Origin of the sequence: Lysinibacillus sp. fls2-241-R2A-57 (genome assembly GCF_030209535.1) — a bacterium.
Classification (GTDB): Bacteria; Bacillota; Bacilli; order Bacillales_A; family Planococcaceae; genus Lysinibacillus.
Genome location: NZ_JARVRU010000082.1, coordinates 33,145 through 46,646, shown reverse-complemented (window position 1 = coordinate 46,646; position 13,502 = coordinate 33,145). Strand labels below are relative to the sequence as shown.

Genomic DNA, 13,502 nt, shown 5'->3' with positions numbered 1-13,502 from the left:
CTTAAGATGGCTTTTGATGATGCTCACAACGTTACGTTCTTATCGGTAGCCAATTTAAACAAAGTGATCAATTCTTTTGCATAAGCATCAAGATCAAGCTCGGGATTCATTCTAATTTGCGGAGGCACTCCATCAATCGCCTGCCTAATTGTTACCGCCATAACTCTGGGAGAAAATGCTCGGAATTCTCCGTTCATTTGCCCAAATTGGAAAATCTTCTCTAAGTCGTGAATGGCTGCCTCTTGAAGACTATAAACAAATGACTCCTTTCCTTCTTTAGGCCGGATGCCAGACCAAATTTCTAATAGAGCGAGCATATACGTTTTATGTGCAGACATAAAGGCAATGTTGCTTTCGATATATACGCTTAACATATCCCTTGCACTTGTGGCAGATTGTACAAGCGGGCGCATATAAGATTCACCAGAAGTGTACACCTTTTCAATGACCTGCCGGATTAACGCTTCTTTACTTTTGAAATGGTAGGATATCACGCCCGTACTAATCCCTGCACGTTTGGCAATTTGGGCTAAGGATGCTTGTGCAAATCCCACACTGGCGATCGTCTCGATTGCGCACTCTACAATTTGCGTTTGTCTGGCAGCTTCAATAAAACTAAGTTTTTTTTGATTGTTTGTATTATTATTTATATTCATATTTTAAAATTAGCATGAGCGTTCAAAAAATTCAAATGTTATTTTGGTCTTTTTTGGAATTTTTAGAAATGATGAATCTAGGTTAAGGTTAAATTGCGTTTTTTAGGATTAATAATCGATATAAATACGAAAATGTATTTAAAGGGTCCTTGCTGATATTGAAGAACCAAAACCTATAGATGTCGAGTCCGACCTTATCATGGGAGCTACTATTATTTTTTTATAAAAACAGAAAAAGCCCGCTTCTCTAAATTAAAGAAGCAAGCTTAATGCTGTATTACTTTTTCAATTATTAGTAGTAAACCAAACTGTATGCTTAGCTTCATTGCCCCAGCAAATACAAGTAGTTTTCGTAGTTGGTGGGTGAAACGGAATGTTACGAGAAGTATATTTTTTCTCTTTTTTCACTTTTTCATTGTTTCCAAATTATTTTTCTCGTTATAATCAAGGAATTCACTACATTTCTATTGTAGGATTCATCGCACTTTTTTATAGATGGTACAACTTTAATGCAAATCTACATCATTTCGTTTTTTAATATTCTCTGTTTTTTGATTTCTTCTTTTCAAATTAAGATTTAGCTTTCATGAGAAATACTACATACCTCAAAATTCTCGTCAAAGTATACAACCAAAAGCTCGTCGCTATAATTTTCATCCAGAGAAAAATCAAAAACACAATCGAGCTGATGCAGTTGATTCGCACTAATCCGAATACATCTCGGTTCCAACACATCAATTAATGCTTCGTTTGTTATTTCCTCAACAGCTACCATACTGAGAGTCTCTAACAAATATTTTTGATAATCTTCATCTTCATCAATTACTTCCGTCACATATTGAATAAAATAAGCAATTACTGAATCAGTATGACAATTAGCAAAAAGTGTAGACTTTGCTTTTTGATACATTTCAGGAATATGCTCAAGAAATTTCTGTACAATTGCTTGATTGTCATCATTTAAAATGCCATCAAAAATATCAAGGCTTGTCTCAATCTCTTTACCCGCCAGTGTAATTGTAAAATTTTCAAAAAGCCCTTTATCAACAGGCACGTCTAATTCTCCAAATAATGAAGTGTGAAATTGATAATTTTTCAACGGAATCATCTTCTCCCCCTATAAAATAGAAAAATTTACAGCTATCCATTGCGAACCGCTCTCATCTCTTTACTCCAAATGCGGGTCAATCTTGCTATAATCCATCTAATTTATTGTAGACTTCAATTTAAAACGCAAGTAAATCATTATACATTGTCTGCTGCGTTGACGTTAATTGTCCATCAGAGTACATGATAGCAAAACGCTTCAATGCTAAAAGTGCATTCTTCTTCAAGGCTGAGTCTAGTTTCCCAGTAATTTTAATTTGACCAAAGGCTGTTGCATAAGTTATCATGTCACTTTGCATCATATCCATTTCATGCTCTTTTGCGATATCACGCACAGCTTTTTCATCCAATGTGTCAACTGATATATAATGCATTCCCCATATATTCTCTATTAAATGTTTCGGGAAAGTAGCAAAGTCAATGATGCGCTTCTTTCTTATGACTTCTTCCATTTCATAAAGTGTATCAGACCCTTCATCACTACCAAAAGGTGCTTCTTCATCACCACAATCATAATAAAATTCTTCTGTGAAATGAGCGACAAAACGTGGGTGTGACGTTTTTGGATGTGGGCCATATTCCCCTATATCAAAGTAAAGACAATTATCAAAATCAAATGTAGGATTTTCTTGATACCCTTTCTTCATTTTACTGACAATTAACTTTTGGGCTTCTTTTTCACAAATTTTTTGTGACTCAAATTCTTTCATTTCATACTTCCCAATCGTTCCATTTTTCCCGTAATGCACACATATTGTCATCCCCAAATAATCAATTGTCCAAAATTTATTTGATTTTTCGTCTTGATATGTAAAAGCTTTTTTCATCTAACTGTACATCCTTTCCAGTGTTGTCTTTATATAGAACTTTCGTAATACTATTACACACTCTTTTGTGGAAGAAAGGCTGTTTTTAATCCATGCACCAAAATGCTTCTTACTATCGCATAATCATTAAAATCACACACTATATCAATTGATACTTTGAGAAATATTCCTTGTATTGATGAAATCACGCAATTTGCAGATACCATAGTCAAAGGCATTAAGTGATAAAGAAAGAGTCTTCTCGTATTTCTGGTTGTCAATTAACCCATTATTCCCAAGTATAAATGTTATTTTATGAATAGAAGAAGCATCGACCAAAATCACACACCCCTTTGTTGAAAATTTGGATCAACGCCACTGTTGAGACTGTATTGAGACAAAAATAGAGTTCATTTCTTCTTGGCATTTCAATTTTCAATATATTCATTACTACTTAAGTAGCGCCGACCAAATTTGTATATTTACACTACAAGAAGGAGAGTTTACCTCACCAGCTAAATACGGCAAATCATGTACAAGTTCGTGTTCTCCAATCAATACTGCTTGTTCCGCTAACAATATTTGCTCCATATCTGAAAATTTTGAGGCAGGTACAACTTTGCGAGCCTCTTGTTCCTTGACGAAAACAGGGTCTTGTACAAATGCCTGTGTAGCTCCCTCCCACAAAAATACATCTTCCTTGCAATGTGGACATATAGCAATATACTCATCCCCTGTCACAAACGTCAATAGCATATCCGCCAGTCTATACGCTCCTCGATAAGTCGCATCTGCGGCGAGAACATAACGCTTTTCCACATTATCATCCAAAGTAGTTGCGTAGGTATGCACATCTTTTCCTAATAACGCCATCTCACGTATTGCCTCAATATAGCTATTGTAAATATTTGCTCCGATATGTTCATCAAGTATCTTTAAAGCTGTCGGAAAGCTACTATCACCGCGACTCGCCTCAATAATACCGCAGATAATAAACAAATGATGTTGCACTTCGGGATAATTCGTTGAACAAGCTATCTGCATCAAATAAGGAACAGCTGCATATGTCACTGTATAAATAGTATTTTGATGAAACAAATAGCTTTCAAAAAGCGCATCAACTGTTTCTTGGTCGTATGCTTGCTTCAATCGCTGTAACAACGCTGGTACATTCTCTGCAGAGCCATATGGTCCTGTAAGATTTCCCCATACGTTACTCGTCAATTCAAGCAAAACGAACACCTCCCTCTAATTACCACTCACGCCAATCATCTGTTAACTCATAACGTCCAAGATTCTGACTTTTAGTAAGGTCATCAATATCAATTCCACGTTGAATCAGCACTTGGTCAAAATAATCACAAAGCTCCTCTCGTTCGCCAGTTTCAATCAATCCGCCTCCACCTACCTCATTAATCTCATTTAGGGCAAGTACCGCTGTTTCAATAGATTTCATAATGGCAGGATAGCTATCTGGCTGATTTGGCAGTTTCGCAATGGATGCTGCATACTGCTCTAGCACCATTTCCGTCTGATGAATAAAACTATCTGGAAACAATTCCGCGTAAATACAGTCATCTTTCTCAATCAATCCAGCAGTAAATTCTTCCTCTTCTTCTCTTTTCGCATTGCGCCAGCGTGACGTTGGTCGAATATCTTGCATAGGCCATTCCCCTTTATCTTGAATTTCTAATTAGTAAAAAACCCCTCTTTAAAAGCCTTAATGTAGAGTATGGGTAGCATCGTAACAGTTATTTAAACATAACTCACTACCATTCACGTTCTCTTAATGCGTCTTCAATATCAATCTTCACGTTGTATACATCCAATATATCCATAACAGTTAATGCAATACTATCTCGTGCAACCGTTTCAATTTCACTGTCATGTTCTAAAAACTCGTCTTCTAAATCATTAATCGCACGTGTAATTTCATCAAATTTTACTTGTATATCTTCTAATGAATGGGGACCTTGCTCTAAATAGCGGACAATTTGCTCCAATAATTCTTTAATTTTATCAACTAAAAATGTAGGATAATAACTATCTTGATACATTCCCTTTAAAAAAATGATTTCTTTCATCTTATATTCCTCCAATAAATCTATTATTCTTCTATATCCAAATAAAATCGGTTACTTTTCCCCTTTATTAATCCAATATTGCCCTAGAAAATAACTCATATATCAGTTCATCATTTTCACAGGCTTGTTTAAATCCAACAGCGAATCGCAACAATGCGTCTTTTTTGTCGGCATAAGCACAGAAAATATCTGCTTCTGGGTCGAAACGCACAATGCCTTCTAGCTCTGGCAACTTCTCTTGCAAATACATTTCCGCAAGCGAGCACCAGTCGTAGCCATTACCTTGAAATCCTTCATCTGCGCGTGTTTCAAACAACTCCTGTTTATAAATGCCTACTTCTAATAGGAGCGAAATATTTCCACTATCATGTTCTAGCCATCTAAAAGGTTTTAGTTCTTCATTCATCATTTGAGCATGTAGATTAGCTACCTTATCCGTTGTAAAACTTAATAGCCCCTCTTGACTTACAATTTCCCCCTGCTCTATGCGTTCATTTAACCAACTTGAAACAAAGTCTGGGGCATATCCTCCTGTACTGAAACCTTGTGCAAGTGCAATGATATTCTTGTAATCCGCTAAATATTGAGCTTGCGTCACCTTCGAATTAGCACCAGTGTACAACCAAAACTGGATATCATACATCAGCATGGATATCTCGTCTGCATGTAAAGCAAAATAGCCTTTGTCCTCTACAATCTGCGTACAAATACCTCGAATAACTGCTTCTATCCGATTTCTCTCTCCAGCTTTCTCACATAACGACTGTAACAAAGGAGAGAATGGTACATGTTTCACCATATCCAAATCGTCAAGTTTATCTTGTTCAGATGTATCGAATACTTCCTCATTCACCAATCCGACAATAAAAGTCGCAAAGTTCTGCGCAAGGAAAGTAATATAGTAATCTGCCTCTTGATCTACATGTACAACAGCAGGTTCGCCATCTGCACCACATGTACGATAATCAAGCATAATGATATCATGACCTGCTGACGGGCAATCGGCTATGACAACGCCAATATTTGGGTAGCCCCATTCTTCCAACATAAAATTGCTTCCCAAACTGCCACACAAGCTATCAGCCTTTTCGCGACCAATGCCCATCATCCCTGTAATCGCCACATGATCTTCTGCCCATGAAGTCGGCATAGCCGTTGGAAAACAAGTGTTTACTGGAATACCGCCGTTCTGTTGTTGCATAAACCAAATATAATCTGCTGGCAATTTATAGCCAAGTTCCTCTTCTATAGAAGCAATCATTTCGGTAGTGGGGGATACTTCTACATAATTTTTATCCGCATAATCGCTTTTTTCCCAAAATTGACTGAAATCACGCTCATGAAAAGGTACAAGCTTGAAATCATCTAGCGCTTTTGCTGACTTTTTCATAATATTCCGACAGGCTACTATATACTCTTCAGTTCTAGTATCAAACTGTAATTCCTTTGCTTTTTCAAATGCAGCCAGTGCTTCTTGCCATTGTTGGCTATAGAAATAAGCATAGCCAACACGCCAATGCCAATCCGCATCTTGTTGCCCCTGTTTTTTTACTGTGCATAACTGGGATAACGCTTCATGATAACGCCCTACATTATTAAGCGCACGACCATAATGACCTACTATTTCGTAATCTCGCTCTGACTTAGACAATTGTTCAATCGCTTCTACAATTTTGTCATGTTGATTTTCCTCATACCATTTTTCTAACATATTCAATAATTTTTTTGGCATAATCCAACTCTCTCTCAATCATCTTGTAATTCAGCTAAACAAGTATCTTGTATTTCTTGTGATGTTTGGCTAACAATAATGCCTTCCTCATGAATCACTATATCAATCAACTCTTTTGCTTCCTTTAAAGAACATCCGGATAAGTCTATCAATTCTTTCATAAAAGGCAGATAATAACGTTTTGCAAATTTTTCTCTATATTTATCAGAATCTATTGTTGTGTTGCCAATCGGATAAAACATACTTTCACTTCCTTAGATATTAAAAAATTATACTATACTTCAAATCAAGAAACAAACATATGTTCTCGTTTGATCTATAAAGCTCTAAAGTGAACCGTTAGCTGTAAGTGAGTTTCATTGTCATAAATAGATGATATTAAGTATTCGTAGTAATCATCTTTGCTATCTTCAACAAGAGTTAGATCTACATTGTATAATCTAACTCTTGTTCCTACCCAAATTTTTTCTTCATCTCAGATGTTAATTAAAGGAATCCATATAGATGTTTCCATCGTGACACCACTAGCCATTAATTACTTTTACTAACACTTGAAATTTAGACCAAACGCAACTATTATAAGTATCCGTTATTTCAAATACATAGGATGTTGATAAAATGAAGCTTATAGTTTCGTCGAATTTGCCTATAAAAACTACCAGTACAGCGGTTGTTGAGTATCCCAGAAGATCCAGCGGTACGATTCACGTATTGAACTTGTGCTAATCTCATACGGACTAGGCTCTGTACTAGTCAAATCAAGTACATGTAGCATTCCATTGTATGTACCGACAAGCAATATTGTCTCGTCAGAGTTTAATGTCATGCCACTGATTGTCCCAGATACGAAGTAACGCCAACGTTCTTTCCCCTCCAAATCAATCATTCGTAAATAACCATATGCGTCACCCATAATGTTGCCCCCTTGCACTGCAACCCCGGCATATACACGCATACTTTCATCTATTGAAAGGGGTTCTTCATTATTGTCCGGTTCAAGATCATGGAGTGAAATACCTAGTGTACATCCATTGTAAAAATGACATGCATTGAACCAAACATGCTCATCATCGGCACTGAACAAGCTGTAATGCGGATAACTCGACATCGGTTCAAACGAGTGTATAACATGATTTTCTATATCTAACAATAAATGATCGCTGTCTTGACTTCCGTAAGCCAGCCATCTGCCGCTTCGAGAAACAGCTCCATGTGGCATCGCTAAACTTGCTGTCAAGTCATCATCTTCCTCTGCCCAATCCCTTATATTTTCCACTGACGGGTGCAACAAGAGGGCACCTGTTTCCTCAATCAAATAGATGCCATCATGCGACACCACCAACAACTTCGTGCCATCAGCGAATGGAATGACATCTGCGCTTCGATAGCTTTCTGGCTGCAAGGTCTCAATACCGGGGTATTTTTCGCGCAATTGGTCGATGATTGTCGCCCATTTGTATGTAGCTAACAGAGCGCCGTTTAACTCTCGATCAGGCTCTCGTACGATACGAACTCCTTGCTCATCCATCAAAGCAATGTCGCGCCCATCCGCAGAACAACTTGCCGCTTGTACATGCCCAATACGGTTTGCTTCCTGTTTATCCATCACATAGACAGTGCGTGAAAAATCTTCATTTTGCGCTGCAACAAGTAATGCACCATCACGTAGAAGCGCAATTGGATAAACAGCTCGCATCAGTTGGCTGTGCGTTTCCTGAAATGGCCAAGAAGCAGCTGGAAACTGTTCACGGAGCGTTTCCAGTTCTTTTGTTCTATTCGCCTGTTTAATAAACTTGTACACTTGCGAAGTTAATTGTCCGCGTGAATCTTCAGACGGTTCCTCTCCCGGTGCCTCCCAGTTGCTTTCTAACCCTCTGCGCACGTAGGCATTAATCTCACTTGCATAACGTAACCCCTCTTCTCGCCATTTCTGGGATAATTGTAAAGTATCATTTATCATTGTAGTAGTCTCCTTGTTAATTAACTGATCTTATCATGTTTTACGGTTTCCTCTATTCTTAAAGCATCCTAACCGAAGTCAGATGCCCCAGTGCTAAGGAGTATAAGCGTTGATCTTCTGAATTATTTCAAATAAAAGATGCCCCTCGGAAATAGTGATTGCCCTCGAACTTTCTTTCAAAGTTCAATCTTGTCAATGTGTATAACAGGTTGTAAAGTTGGTTCAATAATTGAACGATATTTCTCGAATTCTTGTGGGATCTGTAATGTTATAAAACGAGCTCCTCGATTCAAGTTAAGCCCGTTACAGAACAAACGTTCCTGACCAGGTTAGTCTAAACTACAAAAGGAGATGTCTGAAAAACTCTTTTGAGACATCTTCTTTGCGACGAGGATAGTGACAATTTGCTGCTGACACTTCTCTTTCGCGCAAAAAGCATCACCTCCTGCGATTACTCGTCGCAGAAAACATCTATTGTAACTACCGCATGAGCAGTGTTTTCCCGTACTGAAAGGACAGTGAAAGGTACAATCGTTCCTGGCGAATATTTTAGATACATGATTGAGGCTCCTTTTCTAACAGATAGAAGATGCCATTTCGCGTCCATCACTCAGTTCAAGTTCACATAGTCGCAATGCAGCAAACGCTACACCCCAACCATTACTGACAAGTACACCTTCATTCTCTAAATCAAGCCACAAACTATGCCTAGATTGCTGGGTTTCACTGTGCGCCAGCGGATTGAAACATCTGCCGCTACGGTTTTTCTCATGAAAAAGGACTCCCTTCAACATTGGGTAAATCGCCACGTTCGTAATTTTCCTTCATTTCAAGAACAAAACTGTTAACTCGGCCCGTCACAAGGTAGCCAACAATCAGCCTTACATCATCGGAGGCATAGGCGGCTAGGTCAGAGTGACTAGTCTGTCCAATGATTGTTTCGTAAATTTGCTTACTGGCGCGATCCTGAAGCATCTCTATCTTCTTTCGATCCGCCACTAACATACTGTCAATGATAGTTGTCAGGTCGCCATGTGCAGCCATCCATTGTGTATCAAACGGATCGGCATCCCGCTGATCCAGGTACTGATCAATGACATCAGGATTGCCATATTTCGGATTGACTTTATATATGGACAACAAATCGATCCAAGCAGTAATCTGATTAATATCTAACAACAGAATCCTCCTCTTTCTTGATTGTTCTCCAACTCGGAGGTGGTGAACAAATCTGATTTTTTATCAAAAGCAACTGCGATTTTAACTATCTTGCAGCTCATTTACTCTCGATTTAAGCAATGTTCTGATTTCGTCAATTTTCATCTGAAACATGACAGCTAATAAAAATGACATATTAGCTAGCATCTCCTCAACATTGCACTTCCTACTTTACAGAGAAGTCCTACCCTTTAAAGAACTAAGGAAAGCTAACAAATTAGTAATCTTCCATCCAACCTACTAATTTTCCTAGCATTTCTTGGATTGGCGCTGAATCTTTTTCAATGCGCTGTGCTAGATCCTCCATACTGCCAAAAATTTGATATAATACATGGCAGCGTTGGTAATCTTCTTTGTTCTCCAGTTGATGTATCAATTCAGCTAGCAATTCCAGTTCGTCAACGTGAATTCCTTTTAACTGCTCGAGCTCCCCCTCATTTGCGCTAAGTAAAATGTCAATCAGTACAGGCATCCGTTCCACTGATAGATCGTGCATGTGAAGAAAAGCTTCTGCATAGTTATTTTGGACAAGCTGGTGCTCTGAATCAACAAGTGACATATAGCTTTGCACAAGGGGGAAATAAGCATCGCTATAAAGCCCTAAACCAAATACAGCATATGTTCCAGGCATAGCGGATAGCTCGCTAGGCTCCACGTCCTCATACCATGCATATTCCTCCATTGCCACTTTTGCATAGTCGGCAATCAATGGGAACAGGTTCGGATACGTAAGGCAATTTGCAAAAAATTGATGCAGCTCAGTTTTCGCAAGGCCTTGAATCGGTAAATAGTTTTCTTCCTGACTCTCTAACTGTAAGCTATAGCCTTTGACAAAGCCCGCTTGTAACAAATCGATGATGTAATGTAACGCTTCACGATAGGCCTCTTCTTCCTCAACAATGATGTGAATTGAAATGAATTTTCGAATATCATTGGCTGCTCCTTGAAAGCGCGCACTTTCCCTTCTATGTTCAAAATGATCACTGCCATTTTGTAAATAATCCTCCGCCTCTTGTGAGCCAAGTTGCTGCGCAAATTCAAGATATTGCTTACGTGTATCAGGTTCTTTAGATCCGATTTGTAAGGCAATATAAACGAAGAACTCTAGCTCCTTCTGCTTAGGTCTTGCCTCTGAGTTTAGTATCCATTTCGTTTCAAATTCTCCTGTCTCCTCAAAATAAACTGATAAAATATACTCCTCTGCCCAAGATTTAAATGCCAATGTATAATCATATATCCACTTGTTTAAGCGTTCTTCATTCCCGCTATACTTCTCCAATAACCGTTGCACTAATGGTTCGATATCAGCTACGCTCTGATGAAAAAAATATGGATTGACTAGGCAATGTGCAAAGAAAAATCCATCTTTCTTAGCAGGACATACAGGTAAATCAGCCATCACTTTTGTTTCAATAAAAGTAGCTAACGTTTGTTTCGCTAATGTAAATTTGTCGTTATTTAGGAGCTCTTTTTGATAGCAAAGCTCACGCCCCTCGTGCTCAAATTCTAATATAAGTTGAAGACGATAATCAAAAAGCTTCGCATGATATTCATCAGATTGGAAAACCGCATCCATTTTGGCACATAAAACGGAAAATAATTCTTCTATTTGGTTGATGTCTGTTATCTCTTGCATGTAATCGCCCGCTGCTACCCTATAAGCATCGTCATGCCAACTAAATGGCTCATATGTATAAATCGAAATCGTTCCATAATGAGGGGTTCCCCATTGTAATTTATTCAATTTTTCTGATGTCCATTTCACCTTTACATAATGATTAACCCCTATATGGAGTTGGCTCCAGTCCTTCATTTTACTAATTCGGTCATTTTCCTGCTGATAAAAGTGCTCTAACTGCCGCCATACATCCGCCAAAAACTGTTCTATATACTGTGACAAATTCATTTCCCCCCATTTGATTGTTTTGATATAGAAGTCCATAATTATTGTTTTATCAGAAGTTGTCTTCGCGTCACAAAAAGGACAATCGTAATTTCTTCATTATCAAACTACAAGTAACTGATTTCTGCACCAAAACCACGACCATCATTGTATTCGCACACATCAATATCCATCAATTCATCACTAGACGGCAAAGTCAATGCCCCTATTGTCATAACATGAGCTCCTTCAATATTTCCTCAAAACGTTCACGATATGGCAATAAAATCCGCATAAATTTCGGGTTGGTGAATTCCTTCAAATGGACAATCAACTAACTAGTGTAGTAGCTCTGGTACATTTTCTCCAGAGCCATGGTCAACTTCCCAATATTTCACCAATGTAACCTAGATTTAATCAAAGTCTGAATACAGAATGTATTGCTGACATTCTAAGCATTGAAATAGATAACCTTGATGCGAGCCATTATTACGTAAAGTAGCGGCTAGCTCTTCTTTGGTATGACCATTAAAATGTTCAAACTCCTCCGTAATGCCCATCTCCACCAGCTCTTGCCAGCCAACATAACCAATAAATGCGCAATAATCCGTGCAATGGGCTACCCATTCATTTCCTTGCCAACTAATATATCCGGGTGTTCGATGCAACACTTCATCTGTATAGTCATCATTCTTCACAAGTTCGGAATTTAATAAATCTTGTTGAAATTGACCATCAAATTTTTGCGCAGCCAGCCCACTATGAATACAGCTTGGACAAAGATATTCCACCTCTTCAATCGCATAAATGCCTTTTGTACAATAAATGTCCACTTCTTGCTTACAGCAGTCGCAAACAACTAATTCACCCGTTTTAAAAATATTCGCTTGTATTGGATTCGGCATATATTTAAATGTTGGTAATGGTATTTTCATCTTCGCTTCCTCCTGAACGACACGTGGCAATAATGGATTTACATTTTGTGGATTGTCAATCCAATATTTAATCGAGCCGTATTTTCTCTGATCTTTTTTATTGCGTAAATCCATGACGGATGTAAAAATTTTGTATGCCTCGTCATACATTTGCAACATGCAGAAAATTTCGACGAGCATGCGCAAATTTACCTCTGTTGGCTCCGCTTTTTGAATTTGCTCCCTTAGCTTATGCATGGCGTTAATTGCTTTGGTATTATTTGCGTCAAAAGTCTTTCTTTGCTCTTGCCATTGCGCAATAAGATTTTCTGTCATTTCTTATCCACCTCTCGACATACGGTTTAATGATTTAGAAAATCTCCCCCTCACCACTCACATCAAAAAAACCGACTCCATGCTTTTTTGCAAGCTCCTTCATCGTATTATATGCTTCCTCCGCTACAGACCAGGCAAAAGCTGTGTAAATCATGGCATAACCAATACTATAATCAGTTAAACGACTCTCTAAATCGTCATCTTCATCCTCATCTAATAATTCCTCATCCACCAAATTCATATTGGGGAATTGTTCCACCATATCCTGATACCATTTTTGTAATGCTGGTGTTGTAACTGTTATTGTTGCGTAGTCATGTGGTTCGGCCCATTTTGTTTGTTCATCATACCATTGCAAAAATGTTTCTTTATTGTTTGGAGCTTGCTCTTTATCAAAGACCATTAAATCATAACTCATTGTTTTCACCCTCTATAAAAAAGAATATACGTTCTGTTTTTATTCTAGCATACTAGCATTTTTTTGAAAACATAGAAAAAACATTGCTAAATCAAGATAAAAACACTGCATTTCCAGCTAGAAATGCAGTGGAAAACGAGTCGTAAACAAAAATAGTATTGAAAGAATATACCTGCAACGTTTGTTCTACTCATGTAGTCAAACATAGAGGGAAAATAGTGGACATCACAGAAGTTGTATCACGAGCCATTCAAGCACAAATAGCACTTATCGATAATATGACCAATGTCATCAAGGAAATTGAAACAATTAGAACAATTTTACAAGACTAAACAACAAAAGTTAGAAAAAATAACAGCCGCCACAGATAATCTGTATATGGATTGTAA

At 38.0% G+C, this 13,502-nt stretch carries 14 protein-coding genes; all 14 read right to left on the bottom strand.

All coding sequences use genetic code 11. The features are described 5' to 3' along the window. Positions 1 to 23 precede the first annotated feature (23 nt). Positions 24 to 656 carry a TetR/AcrR family transcriptional regulator gene (locus QRN68_RS14165; protein ID WP_285397541.1) on the bottom strand — a complete coding sequence of 211 codons (633 nt, stop codon included), beginning with the start codon at positions 654 to 656 and terminating at the stop codon, positions 24 to 26. 577 nt (positions 657 to 1,233) lie between these two features. Then, positions 1,234 to 1,764, bottom strand: a complete 531-nt coding sequence (locus QRN68_RS14160; RefSeq protein ID WP_285397540.1) for a DUF2004 domain-containing protein — start codon at positions 1,762 to 1,764, stop codon at positions 1,234 to 1,236. Positions 1,765 to 1,882: 118 nt separating this feature from the next. Continuing rightward, positions 1,883 to 2,590 carry a WGR domain-containing protein gene (locus QRN68_RS14155; RefSeq protein WP_285397539.1) on the bottom strand — a complete coding sequence of 236 codons (708 nt, stop codon included), beginning with the start codon at positions 2,588 to 2,590 and terminating at the stop codon, positions 1,883 to 1,885. Positions 2,591 to 3,019: 429 nt separating this feature from the next. Then, complete coding sequence (locus tag QRN68_RS14150; RefSeq protein ID WP_285397538.1) at positions 3,020 to 3,802, bottom strand: hypothetical protein; 783 nt, start codon at positions 3,800 to 3,802, stop codon at positions 3,020 to 3,022. 19 nt (positions 3,803 to 3,821) lie between these two features. Further along, the gene (locus tag QRN68_RS14145) at positions 3,822 to 4,232 is read right to left on the bottom strand and encodes a hypothetical protein (protein WP_285397537.1); all 411 of its coding nucleotides are present in this window, start codon (positions 4,230 to 4,232) and stop codon (positions 3,822 to 3,824) included. Between the two features lie 106 nt (positions 4,233 to 4,338). Continuing rightward, complete coding sequence (locus QRN68_RS14140; protein WP_285397536.1) at positions 4,339 to 4,653, bottom strand: DUF5713 family protein; 315 nt, start codon at positions 4,651 to 4,653, stop codon at positions 4,339 to 4,341. Positions 4,654 to 4,720: 67 nt separating this feature from the next. Then, complete coding sequence (locus tag QRN68_RS14135) at positions 4,721 to 6,385, bottom strand: Imm51 family immunity protein (RefSeq protein ID WP_285397535.1); 1,665 nt, start codon at positions 6,383 to 6,385, stop codon at positions 4,721 to 4,723. A 14-nt stretch (positions 6,386 to 6,399) separates the two neighbouring features. Next, the gene (locus tag QRN68_RS14130) at positions 6,400 to 6,627 is read right to left on the bottom strand and encodes a hypothetical protein (RefSeq protein ID WP_285397534.1); all 228 of its coding nucleotides are present in this window, start codon (positions 6,625 to 6,627) and stop codon (positions 6,400 to 6,402) included. Between the two features lie 413 nt (positions 6,628 to 7,040). Then, on the bottom strand, positions 7,041 to 8,345 hold the full coding sequence (locus QRN68_RS14125) for a PQQ-binding-like beta-propeller repeat protein (protein ID WP_285397533.1): 1,305 nt from the start codon (positions 8,343 to 8,345) through the stop codon (positions 7,041 to 7,043). Positions 8,346 to 8,920: 575 nt separating this feature from the next. Then, positions 8,921 to 9,046 (bottom strand): hypothetical protein, encoded by a 126-nt coding sequence (locus QRN68_RS14120; protein WP_285397532.1) that lies wholly within the window; start codon positions 9,044 to 9,046, stop codon positions 8,921 to 8,923. 67 nt (positions 9,047 to 9,113) lie between these two features. Beyond that, the gene (locus QRN68_RS14115; RefSeq protein ID WP_285397531.1) at positions 9,114 to 9,524 is read right to left on the bottom strand and encodes a hypothetical protein; all 411 of its coding nucleotides are present in this window, start codon (positions 9,522 to 9,524) and stop codon (positions 9,114 to 9,116) included. A 256-nt stretch (positions 9,525 to 9,780) separates the two neighbouring features. Continuing rightward, a complete protein-coding gene (locus tag QRN68_RS14110; RefSeq protein ID WP_285397530.1) occupies positions 9,781 to 11,463 on the bottom strand; it encodes a DUF6138 family protein in 1,683 nt (560 codons plus the stop codon). Positions 11,464 to 11,858: 395 nt separating this feature from the next. Then, positions 11,859 to 12,695: a CbrC family protein gene (locus tag QRN68_RS14105; protein ID WP_285397529.1), complete on the bottom strand. Its 837-nt coding sequence runs from the start codon at positions 12,693 to 12,695 to the stop codon at positions 11,859 to 11,861. Positions 12,696 to 12,729: 34 nt separating this feature from the next. Continuing rightward, positions 12,730 to 13,113 (bottom strand): hypothetical protein, encoded by a 384-nt coding sequence (locus QRN68_RS14100; protein ID WP_285397528.1) that lies wholly within the window; start codon positions 13,111 to 13,113, stop codon positions 12,730 to 12,732. Between the last annotated feature and the right edge of the window lie 389 nt (positions 13,114 to 13,502).

Excerpts from the sequence above, each read along its gene's own strand:
- QRN68_RS14165 (WP_285397541.1), bottom strand. The coding sequence starts at position 656 with ATGAATATAAATAATAATACAAACAATCAAAAAAAACTTAGTTTTATT.
- QRN68_RS14160 (WP_285397540.1), bottom strand. The coding sequence starts at position 1,764 with ATGATTCCGTTGAAAAATTATCAATTTCACACTTCATTATTTGGAGAA.
- QRN68_RS14155 (WP_285397539.1), bottom strand. The coding sequence starts at position 2,590 with ATGAAAAAAGCTTTTACATATCAAGACGAAAAATCAAATAAATTTTGG.
- QRN68_RS14145 (WP_285397537.1), bottom strand. The coding sequence starts at position 4,232 with ATGCAAGATATTCGACCAACGTCACGCTGGCGCAATGCGAAAAGAGAA.
- QRN68_RS14140 (WP_285397536.1), bottom strand. The coding sequence starts at position 4,653 with ATGAAAGAAATCATTTTTTTAAAGGGAATGTATCAAGATAGTTATTAT.
- QRN68_RS14135 (WP_285397535.1), bottom strand. The coding sequence starts at position 6,385 with ATGCCAAAAAAATTATTGAATATGTTAGAAAAATGGTATGAGGAAAAT.
- QRN68_RS14130 (WP_285397534.1), bottom strand. The coding sequence starts at position 6,627 with ATGTTTTATCCGATTGGCAACACAACAATAGATTCTGATAAATATAGA.
- QRN68_RS14125 (WP_285397533.1), bottom strand. The coding sequence starts at position 8,345 with ATGATAAATGATACTTTACAATTATCCCAGAAATGGCGAGAAGAGGGG.
- QRN68_RS14105 (WP_285397529.1), bottom strand. The coding sequence starts at position 12,695 with ATGACAGAAAATCTTATTGCGCAATGGCAAGAGCAAAGAAAGACTTTT.
- QRN68_RS14100 (WP_285397528.1), bottom strand. The coding sequence starts at position 13,113 with ATGAGTTATGATTTAATGGTCTTTGATAAAGAGCAAGCTCCAAACAAT.